At 29.0% G+C, this 12,692-nt stretch carries 11 protein-coding genes, 1 riboswitch and 1 other annotated feature; of the genes, 3 read left to right on the plus strand and 8 right to left on the minus strand.

Annotation, left to right across the window (positions count from 1 at the left end):
• Positions 1–10: 10 nt before the first annotated feature.
• From K5V21_RS03975 to K5V21_RS03990, 4 genes are all read right to left on the minus strand, one after another.
• A complete protein-coding gene (locus K5V21_RS03975; RefSeq protein ID WP_221859394.1) occupies positions 11–1,387 on the minus strand; it encodes an aldehyde dehydrogenase in 1,377 nt (458 codons plus the stop codon).
• A gap of 33 nt (positions 1,388–1,420) precedes the next feature.
• Positions 1,421–2,140: a DUF3298 and DUF4163 domain-containing protein gene (locus K5V21_RS03980; protein ID WP_221859396.1), complete on the minus strand. Its 720-nt coding sequence runs from the start codon at positions 2,138–2,140 to the stop codon at positions 1,421–1,423.
• Positions 2,141–2,380: 240 nt separating this feature from the next.
• Positions 2,381–3,259: a 23S rRNA pseudouridine(2604) synthase RluF gene (gene rluF, locus K5V21_RS03985; RefSeq protein ID WP_221859398.1), complete on the minus strand. Its 879-nt coding sequence runs from the start codon at positions 3,257–3,259 to the stop codon at positions 2,381–2,383.
• Between the two features lie 26 nt (positions 3,260–3,285).
• A complete protein-coding gene (locus tag K5V21_RS03990; RefSeq protein WP_221859400.1) occupies positions 3,286–4,386 on the minus strand; it encodes an anti-sigma factor domain-containing protein in 1,101 nt (366 codons plus the stop codon).
• A gap of 294 nt (positions 4,387–4,680) precedes the next feature.
• On the opposite strand from K5V21_RS03990, the gene ispF reads away from it, so the two are divergent.
• Positions 4,681–5,148, plus strand: coding sequence for a 2-C-methyl-D-erythritol 2,4-cyclodiphosphate synthase (gene ispF, locus K5V21_RS03995; protein WP_221859402.1), 468 nt, complete (start codon positions 4,681–4,683; stop codon positions 5,146–5,148).
• A gap of 36 nt (positions 5,149–5,184) precedes the next feature.
• Here ispF and K5V21_RS04000 read toward each other — a convergent pair whose 3' ends face one another.
• Together K5V21_RS04000 and K5V21_RS04005 are read right to left on the minus strand one after the other, a co-directional pair.
• Positions 5,185–6,489, minus strand: a complete 1,305-nt coding sequence (locus tag K5V21_RS04000; protein ID WP_204595793.1) for a Na+/H+ antiporter NhaC family protein — start codon at positions 6,487–6,489, stop codon at positions 5,185–5,187.
• Positions 6,490–6,573: 84 nt separating this feature from the next.
• Positions 6,574–6,742, minus strand: a riboswitch (SAM riboswitch).
• A gap of 286 nt (positions 6,743–7,028) precedes the next feature.
• On the minus strand, positions 7,029–7,586 hold the full coding sequence (locus K5V21_RS04005) for a hypothetical protein (RefSeq protein ID WP_221859404.1): 558 nt from the start codon (positions 7,584–7,586) through the stop codon (positions 7,029–7,031).
• A gap of 181 nt (positions 7,587–7,767) precedes the next feature.
• Between K5V21_RS04005 and K5V21_RS04010 the strand changes: the two genes are divergently transcribed.
• Together K5V21_RS04010 and thrS are read left to right on the plus strand one after the other, a co-directional pair.
• Positions 7,768–8,172, plus strand: coding sequence for an HNH endonuclease signature motif containing protein (locus K5V21_RS04010; protein WP_221859406.1), 405 nt, complete (start codon positions 7,768–7,770; stop codon positions 8,170–8,172).
• Between the two features lie 43 nt (positions 8,173–8,215).
• Positions 8,216–8,431: a binding site (T-box leader), on the plus strand.
• A 75-nt stretch (positions 8,432–8,506) separates the two neighbouring features.
• The gene (gene thrS, locus K5V21_RS04015; protein WP_221859408.1) at positions 8,507–10,438 is read left to right on the plus strand and encodes a threonine--tRNA ligase; all 1,932 of its coding nucleotides are present in this window, start codon (positions 8,507–8,509) and stop codon (positions 10,436–10,438) included.
• Positions 10,439–10,570: 132 nt separating this feature from the next.
• On the opposite strand, the gene K5V21_RS04020 is transcribed toward thrS, so the two are convergent.
• Both K5V21_RS04020 and K5V21_RS04025 read right to left on the minus strand, forming a co-directional pair.
• Positions 10,571–11,611, minus strand: a complete 1,041-nt coding sequence (locus K5V21_RS04020; RefSeq protein WP_221859411.1) for an aldose epimerase family protein — start codon at positions 11,609–11,611, stop codon at positions 10,571–10,573.
• Between the two features lie 263 nt (positions 11,612–11,874).
• Complete coding sequence (locus K5V21_RS04025; RefSeq protein WP_221859413.1) at positions 11,875–12,474, minus strand: 5-formyltetrahydrofolate cyclo-ligase; 600 nt, start codon at positions 12,472–12,474, stop codon at positions 11,875–11,877.
• Positions 12,475–12,692: the final 218 nt, after the last annotated feature.

Here is a 12,692-nt window from a genome sequence, read left to right on the forward strand (position 1 = left end):
CTTTATAATATTATTTCATAAATTTTTTTATTAACTTGATCTTGTCTCCAAAAGGTGCAAACCTGAATGGGAACTCTATATATGTGCCTCTTTTAACAACAGGCTTTCTATGAGTAAATGTATCAAAGCTTGCTTTACCATGATACTCTCCAATACCACTATTTCCAACTCCACCAAAAGGAAGATTTTTATATCCAGCTTGCAGTACAGTATCATTTATTGTAACTCCACCTGAGCTAGTATTTTCTAATATATATTCTATATTCTTCTTACTTTCTGAAAAATAATATAGTGCTAATGGTTTTGGTCTACTATTAACAAAATTTATCACTTTATCTGTATCATCAAATTCCAATACAGGTAATATTGGTCCAAATATTTCATTGGTCATAACTTCACTATTTATATCAACCTCTGTAAGTATAGTTGGCATCATGTATCTATCTTTAATATCATAATCACCACCAAAATATACATTACCATCCTCTAAATAAGTACTTAATCTTTCTACATCACGTTCTCTAATTATTCTTGGATATTCATCATTCTTTCCTATATCTTTTCCATATTGGTCTTCAATCTCTTGAACTAATAATTTTAAAAACTCTTCTTTAACTTTCTTGTGTACCATTAAATAATCTGGTGCCACGCAAGTTTGACCTGCATTTAAAAGTTTACCCCATACTATTCTTTTTCCACTTAATTTTAAATTAGCATCTTCATCAATAATACAGGGGCTCTTTCCACCGAGCTCTAAGGTCACAGGAATAAGTTTTTTAGATGCAGCTTCCATAACTATTTTCCCAACCATTACACTTCCAGTAAAGAAAATATAATCAAAATCTAATGTCAACAACTCTGTTACAGACTCTCTGCCACCCTCTGGTTCGACAACTTTAATATATCCCTCATCAAAATTGCTATTTATAATATCTTCTAATGTCTTTGAAGTATTTATTGAATACTCTGACGGTTTCATTACAGCACAATTTCCAGCTGCTATTGCACCTATTAATGGTGCTACTACTAATTGAAATGGATAATTAAATGGTCCAATAATTAATGATACTCCATATGGTTCTTTATAAATATAACTTCTACTTGGGAAAAATACTATAGAACTAGATACACTCTCTTTCCTAGCCCATTTTCTTAAATGTTTTATTTGCATATTTATTTCTTCATATACAATTCCAACTTCTGTTGAATATCCTTCAAAATATGATTTATTTAAATCATCTTTAAGTGCCTCAAGTATTCTATCCTCATTCTTTTTTAATATATCTTTTAATTTTTTTAAATTGCTTATTCTAAAATCAATATCTTTAGTTTTTCTAGTAGCAAAGAACTCTTTTTGTTTCTTTAATACCTCTTCTAACTTCCCCATCCTCTATCACCTCTAAGTACTTTAATTCTCTACTTAGATTTTATCATATACTAGATTTCCATTAAACTTACTTAAAGGTATATTAAACTCAGGTATCCCTGAGGCATATGGAGCTATTTCGTACTGACCGTAATATACAACTAAATTTTCTCCCTTTATATAGAATTTAACATCATCTGTTATTCCTTTATATGTAGTTCCCTCATCAAAATACCTTTCCTTATCAGCGCTTATTTGTACTTTTATCTCTTTATCTATAACAGTTTTATAATCATATCCTTTCTTAAATAATTCCTTGATAACTAATTTTTTTCCTATCTTTCTATCTATAACATAACCTTTCCTTGTAGTACTTCCATGTGCACCACCAGTAAATTGATAATAATCTATGTAAAAGCTCAATATATCATTGCTTTCCTTCGTTATATAGTAATTTGAGAATAATTGATATGGTAAGTTGCATATGTATCCACTCTTTTTATAATCTTCAAGTACATCTTCCACCTCTTTAATCCAGGAATTTGTCCATGTGACTATTTCATTATTTATATTTTTACTTTCTTTATCAATTATTTTAGGATAATTAACATTAATCTCAAGGCACTTATCCTTATGTTTTATCTCTACTCCTTCAGTAAGTCCACTTTTCTCCTGATACTCTTTTGTACTTATCCACACCCCATGTGCAAAACTTATAATTATGAAAGTTATCCCCAACAGGCCTAAACCCTTTAAAATACTACTTCTTGCCATTTCATTTCCTACCTTTTCCAACATTTTTTCAAAAAATATATCATTTTTTAATAGTATTCTTCAAAATACAAGAAATTATCTACAGCTATATCAACAAGTTTATAACAAGTTATCCACAGGGACATGTGGATTATGTTAGTAATATTTCACATATTAGAAAATTTTTAATTTTATTTCTAGTAAATATAAATAAAAAAATGAGTATTCGCAAATAATAATTTGTTTGCGAATACTCATTTTCTATTCATCAATTTCTTTTGTCTTCTTAGAACTTTGAATTAAATCATTTAAACCTACAAGTTCTTTTCTAGTTAAATCTCTCCACTTACCTATCTTTAAATCTCCTAAATTAATATTCATTATTCTAATTCTCTTAAGTTTCTTGACCTCATATCCTAAGGCTTCACTCATTCTTCTTATCTGTCTATTCATCCCTTGGGTTAAAATGATTCTAAATGTATAATCATCTTCCTTTTTAACAAAGCATTCTTTAGTAATTGTTCCAAGTATTCTAACACCACTACTCATACCTTTTATAAATTCATTAGTTATCTTTTTATCTACAGTTACTATATATTCTTTTTCATGGTTATTTCCAGCTCTTAAAATCTTATTTACTATATCGCCATCATTAGTTAGTAATATTAATCCTTGAGAATCTTTATCTAATCTCCCTATTGGAAAAATCCTCTTACTATGTCCTACAAAATCAACTATGTTACCTCTTATCTTACTTTCGGTAGTACATGTAATACCAACAGGCTTATTTAAAACTATATAAACTAACTCTTCTTCCTTAGATATCTTTTTTCCATCCACTTTTACTACCTGTCCTTTAGATACCTTAGTTCCCATTGTAGCCTTTACTCCATTAATAGTAACCCTTCCAGACTCTATAAGCTTATCAGCCTCTCTTCTAGAACATATTCCTGTTTCACTAATATATTTATTTAGGCGTGTTTCATCACCTCTATCTTCATGATTAATTATGTTCCTATTATTTAATGCTTCTTTCTTCTTTTTTCCCTTATCTAAATTAGGCTTTTTATAATTTTTATTACTTTTCTTTTTTTTGATATTTTTAAATCTATCATTTTCTCTATTTGAGTTTTTTTTCATTCTTATCTTCCTTTTAATTCTATCTTTTAATTAGATAATTTTTGCTCATTTCCAGCATTATTTATTATTAACTTTATCTTATGGCTTGATGCAAATTCACCTGTTTTTTCTAAAGTTCCAAACTCTAGAGGATCTCCAGTTACAGTAATTAATATATTACCAGATGGTATCATTGAATTATTATTTGCATAGTTTAATATCGATTCTATACCTTTATCTAATTTCACATTGTTTAACTTTAAACTCTTAACCATCTCTTCTCCCTTACTTGTTGGAGAATACGCACTTATTATCTTATTAAATGAATTAACATCTACCTTTACTTGCGATGTTGTGTTAATTAATATAGTTCTATCTATTTCTGAATATTTATATAAAAATGCACCACAAGCCACAACAATTGCAATCACAAAAATTCCTATTTGAAGTTTATAATCTTTTATCCCTTTTTTTGCTGTAGCTGTTACCTCTTCACCTACACTCATATCACCTTCTAGCTTTACCTTCTTAAATTCCCCTCTGCTAGTTAGTATACATGCACTACGTTTAAAGGATTTTACTATTACTCCTCTTAACTCCGGTTTTGAATTCTTATTTATTGAAACCACATTTGATTCTTCTTCTTTGTCATTTTCATCTACACTAATTTCTTCATTAGTTTTCTCTATTATTACTTTCTTAATCACAGTCTTATTAGATTGCTTTTCCTTTGGTATTTCTACCTCATCTTTTGACTCTTCAATTCTAATATAATCTTGTATAAGTTTATAATTAGGATTTGAAAATATAATAGTGTATGTAATTATATAATCATTCCATTCCTCTATAAACTTTCTTGGCTGCATAGTCTTCTTAGATAATATATTAGGAGGTAATTTTTTCTTATCTTGTATAAACTCTAATAACTCTACTTCTCCTATTATGTAAAAAGCTATATTTAATATTGTATTTCTATCCTTATCACTTGGAGAGTACGCAAATAAATCTTGTATTAGAACTTTATAAGAATAAAGTTCTTTCTCCATCAAAGATATCTGCTCCGCTCTAGCTTTATTTACCTCATCACTTATCTCTACTAAACTTGGTATATCTGAAAATTTATATTTATTTCTATCGAATATCTCCAAATCTATACGCTCCCCCCTACGTCGACATTATTTTTGTCAAATAATATCTATTCTTATATTTAATTATACCTAAATACCTGTTTTTTTTAAATGAAATTACAAATTAATAATCATTTATTAAATACTTTTGTAATATATTATAAAAAGCACTAATTGTATCGGTGATTTTTTTATGAAATCAAATGTTATTTATGTTGATTTTAAGTATAAGCGTCGCGAGGTTAATACCGTTTACTTCTTTATACTATATTTTTATGTTAAACTTATAGAAGAAATATTAGAGAGGTGAAAGATATGCGTATTGGCTTAGGTTATGATGTACATCGTTTAGTTCAAGGTAGAGATTTGATTTTAGGTGGCGTTACAATCCCTTATGAACTTGGATTATTAGGTCACTCTGATGCCGACGTTCTCATTCATGCAATTATGGACTCACTACTTGGAGCTACAGCATTAGGTGATATAGGTACACATTTCCCTGATACTGACCCAAAGTATAAAGGGATATCAAGCATAGCTCTTCTTAAAGAAGTTGGAAATCTTTTAAAGGTTCATGACTATAAGATAGGTAATATCGATGCAACAATAATTTCACAAAAGCCAAAGATGGCTCCTTATATAGAGATAATGAGACGTAATGTAGCAGCGGCATTAAACATAGAGTTTAATCAAATAAACATTAAAGCTACTACAGAAGAAGGACTTGGTTTTACTGGAGAAGGTCTTGGAATCTCATCCCAATGCATATGCCTAGTAAACTAGATGTACTAAAATAAAAAAGCCCAAACTCGGGCTTTTTTATTTTACTCTATTTTCTTCTTTTCTTCTACTCCAGTAAAATATTATAGCAACTACCGCTGATATACCCATTAGATATGGGTAGAACAGATATTGCATTATTTCAATAGGTGATATTGCCGCAAGTCCTGCTGCTGATATAAGCTGAGCACCATAAGGTATTATCCCTTGGAATGCACATGCGAACATGTCCATAATACCTGCAACTCTCTTTGGCTCTAAATCAAATTCATTTGATATGTCTTTAGCAATTGGTCCTACTGTAACTATTGCTATTGTATTATTTGCAGTACATATATCAACTAAGCTTGCTAAAGCTCCAATTCCAAGCTCTGCACCTCTTCTAGTTTTAAAGTTTTTTAATCCCTTATGAAGTATAAAGTCAATTCCTCCATTGTATTTTATAATTGCAACCATACCAGCTATTAATAATGATATTATTATTAATTCACTCATACCATTTATACCTTCTGCCATACTTTTAAAAAGTCCTATAATATCAAAACTTCCAGTCCCAATTCCGATAGTCCCTGCTAAAATTATTCCAGATGCTAAAACAAATATAACATTTATTCCTGCAAGTGCTGCAACTAAAACACCTATGTATGGAACGATTTTTATTAAGCTATAATCATAACTACCTAAGCTAATAGCTTCCGTTCCACTAGTTATAACCATAAAAATAATTGCTGTAATTATTGCAGCTGGTAATACTATTTTAAAGTTCATTCTAAACTTATCTCTCATATCACAGCCCTGTGTTCTTGTTGCTGCTATTGTTGTATCAGATATAATTGATAAGTTGTCCCCAAACATTGCTCCGCTTACAACAGCTCCAACTACTAAGGCTACAGCTATTCCAGTCTTTTCAGATACTCCAAGTGCTATTGGTACAAGCGCAACTATTGTTCCCATTGATGTTCCAACTGATAATGCTATGAAGCATGCAACTATAAATATTCCTGTTACCAAAAGATTTGGTGGTAATACTGAAAGCCCTAAGTTTACAGTTGAATCAACTGCCCCCATAGATTTAGCAACAGCTGCAAATGCTCCTGCTAATATAAATATTAAAATCATTAAGATTATATTAGTATCTCCTGCTCCTTTGCAGAAAATCTGTAGTTTTTCTTCAAATCTAACTTTAGTATTCATAACTAAAGCCACAACTGATGCAATTAAAAATGGTATTATCACAGAAACTGCATAAAAATCCTTTGCAATTATTGCAATTCCAACATATACAACCACAAACACTATTAATGGTAAAAGCGCCCACCAATTCCCTTTATTCTCTTTGTTCATTTTTTGCCCTCCCTAAAGTTCCTATACACAAAATAAAAAAGCTTCTGATAGAAATCAGAAGCTTTATATACACTCTATAAATACTACTTATCTATCAGTTTTCACTGCTGGATTTAGCACCACACTCTATAATTAAAAATGACAAACAATCAATGCATGTTATACATTGATTCTCTTATAGTCATTCCCACCTTAATTATTAGTAGGTTGCCGGGTTTCATAGGGCCAGTCCCTCCACCACTCTTGATAAGACTTTTTTTAATTTTGATTATGCTTTATTGTAACAATGTTAATAGACTATGTCAACATTTATAAGTTACTAATATTCCTAAATAATTCAAATTAATACTAATTTGAATATTAATTTAATAAAAATAAGCAATTCATATACCTAAATGAATTGCTTATTTACATTAACCTTATTAAAGTGTTTCTGATAATTTATTTAAAAGAATTTTTCTAAATATATTTGAGCATTCCTTATCTTCTCCAACCTTTAAGTATACTTCTCTCCATTGATCTAATGATAATCCTATTCCTTATTTAAACTCTTCTTCCTTGTTTGTCATTCTTATTGAATCATCAATGAATTCTCCTAAGTCCTTTGCTGTTTTGAATACTTTTATATATAAGAATTGTTTGTTATCTCCAACCCAAACCTTATTAAACTCTTTTGCAAACTTCACTAACTCCGTTATAATTTCGCTGTCATCTTTATCCCATAGATTACTTAAAAATGTATATTGTTCTTTCATTATTTTTGCTTCTTCTTTGGAAATTTTATTCTTTTTCAAAAGATTATTTATTAGATCACAAGTTGAAACGGCTGGAATTTTCATTACTAATTTTTCTGTTCCATATGCCCATTTATAGAATGCTTTTTGACAAAATGAGTGTTGTATATAGCCTAATAACACTCTTGGATTTGAAAAGTATGAATAAATATTTTCTATTCCATTTTTGTTAGAAAATATAAGTGCATGTATATATACCGATTTGCTTGTTGGCAATTCATTTGTAAAAGCATGCCCTCTTATTGCTTTGTGTTCGTTAACATTATTAGTCCAGAAATTAAATGAATTGTAGTTATCTCTCATAAATATCACCCTTCTTCATAAATCTCAATATAATATATTATATAGTATATTATACCATTTTTTATTGTTTTTACCCTTGATTTATACAATTTAATTTTTTATTTTATATAAATATTCTGTTAATTGATTTAACTAATTTTTTTATCTATAATTATTAAATATAGATTAAGGAGGTTTATCATTGTATTTTTGTGAAATATGTAATAAAGAAGCTGATATTCATCACATTGTTCATAAAAATGAAGGTGGTTTTGATATAGAGTTAAATTATATGTATCTATGCGAATATCACCATCGTGGAAGATTAGGACCACATCACTCTCTTGAAACAGATATTTCTTATAAAATTAAATTACAAAAAAAGCTATATAAACTTCTTCCCAAAAGATACTACTCTTTTAAGGAACTTTGTAATATATTAAACGCTTCTACCAATATGGTTAAGCGTTTGACAAAAGATATAAAATTATATAAAGAAGGCTATAAAAAAGAAGATATTATATTTATTTTAATGGGTAAATCTTACTATTCTGAAGAATTGCTCGAAAATATTAAACTCGAGAAACTTTATGAAAGCATTTATTGACATCTGAAATTTGTATGATTATAATATAAATTAACTTAAGAAGATAAACACATTGATGAGAAGAGTATGTTAAATCCTCATTTACAGAGAGAGAGTACATTAGCTGTAAGTACTTTTATATGAGCTTAACAGAAAACTAACTCGGAGTGACTCCAATCCAGTCCGTCATTGTCACGTTACGACATATTAAAGTGATTCTTAAGATTTAATCTTAAGAATAACTAGAGTGGAACCACGGATATTATACTTCGTCTCTAATTTTTAGAGACGGAGTTTTTTTATTTTAGTAAATAATTTTTAGTTTTAATATAAAGAAAGAAAGGAGTTTTTTAAGATGATTAAAGTTAGTTTAAAAGACGGATCAGTTAAAGAATTTGAAAAAGGTGTATCAGTTTTAGACGTAGCAAAAAGTATTAGCGAAGGATTAGCTAGAAATGCTTTCTGCGGATTAGTAAATGGAGAGGTTGTTGATTTACGTCATACAATAAACGAAGATTGTGAAGTTGGTCTTTGCACTTTTGATTCACAAGAAGGAAAAGATGCTTTAAGACACAGTGCATCACACGTATTAGCTTATGCTGTTAAAAGATTATTCCCAGAGGTTAAGATTGCTATAGGACCTGCAATCGAAGATGGATTCTACTATGATTTTGATAAAGAAGGTGCATTTAGTGCACAAGATTTAGAAAAAATCGAAGCTGAAATGAAAAAAATAGTTAAAGAAAATCCTCAAATTGAAAGATTTGAATTACCAAGAAATGAAGCTTTAGAGCTTATGAAAGACGAACCTTACAAGGTTGAACTTATAAATGATTTAGGGGAAGATGAGATTATTTCATTCTACAAAATGGGAGACTTCGTAGACCTATGCGCTGGACCTCACGTAATGTCACTTAAGCCAATGAAAGGTATCAAACTTTTAAGAACTGCTGGTGCTTACTGGAGAGGCGACGAAAAAAACAAGATGCTTGCTAGAATATATGGTACTGCATTCTTAAAGAATAAAGATCTAGAAGAACATTTAGAAGCTTTAGAAGAAGCTAAAAAGAGAGACCACAACAAACTAGGTAGAGAATTAAAATTATTCACTACTGATGAAAATGTAGGTCAAGGTCTTCCTCTAATAATGCCAAAGGGATCTAGAATAATTCAAACTCTTCAAAGATGGATTGAAGATGAAGAAGAAAGAAGAGGTTATGTTTTAACAAAAACTCCTTTAATGGCCAAAAGTGACCTTTACAAAATCTCAGGTCACTGGGATCACTATAAAGATGGAATGTTCGTTTTAGGTGATGAAGAAAAGGATGACGAAGTATTCGCATTAAGACCTATGACTTGTCCATTCCAATATGCAATATACAATGCAGAACAACACAGTTACAGAGATCTTCCTGTAAGATTTGCTGAAACTTCTACTCTATTTAGAAATGAATCATCAGGAGAAATGCATGGACTTATAAGAGTTAGACAATTTACTCTAGCTGATGGTCACATAGTATGTACTCCTGAACAACTAGAAGAAGAATTTAAAGGTGTTGTTGATTTAATAAAATATGTAATGGCTACTTTAGGAATTGATGGAGATATCTCATACAGATTCTCAAAATGGGATCCAAACAATACTAAAAAGTACATTAACAATCCAGAAGCTTGGGAAAAGACTCAAGAAATAATGAAAACTATATTAGATCATTTACAAATAGATTATGTAGAAGCTGATGATGAAGCTGCATTCTACGGACCAAAACTTGATATCCAGTTTAAGAATGTTCATGGAAAAGAAGATACTATTATAACTGTTCAAATAGACTTCGCTCTAGCTGAAAGATTTAATATGACTTATATTGATAAAGATGGCGAAAAGAAACGTCCATACATTATCCATAGATCATCAATCGGATGTTATGAAAGAACACTTGCTATGCTTATTGAAAAGTACGCAGGAGCATTCCCAACTTGGCTTGCACCAGTTCAAGCAAAGGTTCTTCCATTATCAGATAAGTACAATGACTACACTGAAAAAATCGTTAGAGATTTAAGAAATAGTGGTGTAAGAGTTGAAGCTGATTACAGAACTGAAAAACTTGGATATAAGATAAGAGAAGCAAGACTTGAAAGAGTTCCTTATATCTTAGTTGTTGGTGAAAAAGAAATGAATGATAATGCTGTTTCAGTTAGAAGCAGAAAGAATGATGATGAAGGTTCAATGAACTTTGAAGATTTCAAAGCTAGATTACTTTCAGAAATAGCTAACAGAGAATTATAATATATTTAAAAGAGAAGCTTAAATTTTTAAGCTTCTCTTCTTTTATTTCATATATATAATATTATTTATAATTAATTTTACATCCATTTGCCTAATTATTTAATTTTTTACATATTCTTTTCATCACATTAATTACTTTTCTACTTTAAATGTATACTTCGTTGATTTAGAATAGATTTTTCCTGCACTTAGATAAGATTTTTCTTTAAAGACTTCATTATATCCAATTGGTGGCGCTTGTGTTTCAAAGCATATTCCAAGTCTTCTTTTAGGAGTCATTCCGCCATAAATAGTACAATCATTTATAAAGTTCATAGAATAAACAACAACACTTTCCTGATCAGTTTGAATTTCTAATACTCTTCCACTCTCTTCATCTTTAAGTACAATTCTTCTATCTTCTTTATTTAGAATAAATGGATGGTCATAACCAAATCCAAGTTTTACTTGTGGATCATCACTATCTATTCTCTCTCCTATTTTATGAGGTTTCCTAAAATCAAATGGAGTCCCTAAAACTTCATATTCCTCTCCTGTAACTCCCCCATTTTCATCTATCTTTAATATCTTATCTGAATTAATATATAATTCTTCATTAAGTATATCCCTCTTATAATCACCACTTAAATTAAAATAACTATGGTTAGTCATATTAACTAAAGTATCCTTATCTGAAATAGCTTTAATCTTAAATAAGAATTCATTATAATCATTCAACTCATATATAACTTTTACTGTAAGATTTCCAGGATAATTCTCTTCAAGATCATGAGATTCTATTGAAAGTTCAAGTCTTGTAGCTTTATCATCACTTATATCTTTAATATCCCAGAATTTTTTATCAAACCCAACTTGTCCACCATGACCCGAGTTAACTCCATAATTTTTTGAAAGCTCATATAATTTATCATTTATAGTTATTTCGCCTTTATCAATTCTCCCTGCTGTTCTACCTATAACAGCTCCATAATAGGATGGATTACTATAATAATCTTCTATATTTTCATAAGCTAACACTATATTTTCAAGTTTTCCTTCTTTATTAGGAGTCATAATCTTTGTAATTATTCCACCTAAATTTAGTATAGATATACTTACCCCATTGCTATTTGTTAAAGTATACTCTATAACATCTTTTTTATTATAAAATCCTCTTTTAACTTCTTTTATCATTTAATTCCCATCCCTCTCTATACACATTTCATAAAAACCTTTACATAGATAATACAATTTACTTCTTATATTATATTATGTTCTACTATTTTACATTACATAAATATTAACATCAATACTATAATACTTATAAATTCATTTAACTTATATATTTAAATGAATTTATAAGTTATAGTTAAGAGTATTCTATATAAATTTATTACGAATATAAATAGCTTCCTCTCTTAATTATCTTCTCATAAAATTGCTCACTTTTTATATCCTTACTTATTACTTTTATTTTTTATATTTATTATCTGGTTTTCTGTTATTATTAAGTCTACCTTTATATCATGTTCTTCAACTTCTAGTTTTTCTAAAACTTGAAAGTCATATGATAATGCTATTTTTTTGCATTCAATTTTATTCTGTTCTAAGAACTTATCATAATAACCTCCTCCATAGCCTAATCTATTACCTGATTTATCAAAAGCAACTCCAGGCATAACTATAAGTTCTAACTTATTCACATCCAAATTACTTTTATCCCCAATTGGTTCTAATATTCCATAGCTACTTGTGACTAAATTTTCTAATGAATCTATTTTTATAAGAATCATATCCTTTTTAATCACCTTTGGTACATATACCTCTTTACCACTATTTAATGCTTCTCTAATTATTATTTTTGTGTTTATCTCTGACCCGAAACCAATATATATAAATATTCCTCTTGCACTTTTATAAGTTTCATTCATCATAAGTTTTTCTATTATATTATTATCCATAGCTTCCTTAACTGTTATATCCAATTCATCTCTTTGTTTAATAATATTTTTTCTAGTCTCTTTTTTAATAATTTTTTTATACAATAACTTCTTCATTCCTTTCAGCCCAAATCCTTATATATAAAAAGCACTAGAGAATTAATCTCTAGTGCTTAAATTCACTATAACATACTCTCTTTACCTATCAGTTTACCAAACTGTAGGATTTAGCACCACACTATTTATTTGCTTAAGATATAGGGAATCAATATATAAAACATATTTTTTATAATTATCCTAAATATAATCTTCATAGATTGCTGGGCTTCATAGCT

The sequence above is a fragment of the Clostridium sardiniense genome, assembly GCF_019753795.1.
In the GTDB taxonomy this organism is placed as follows: domain Bacteria; phylum Bacillota; class Clostridia; order Clostridiales; family Clostridiaceae; genus Clostridium; species Clostridium sardiniense.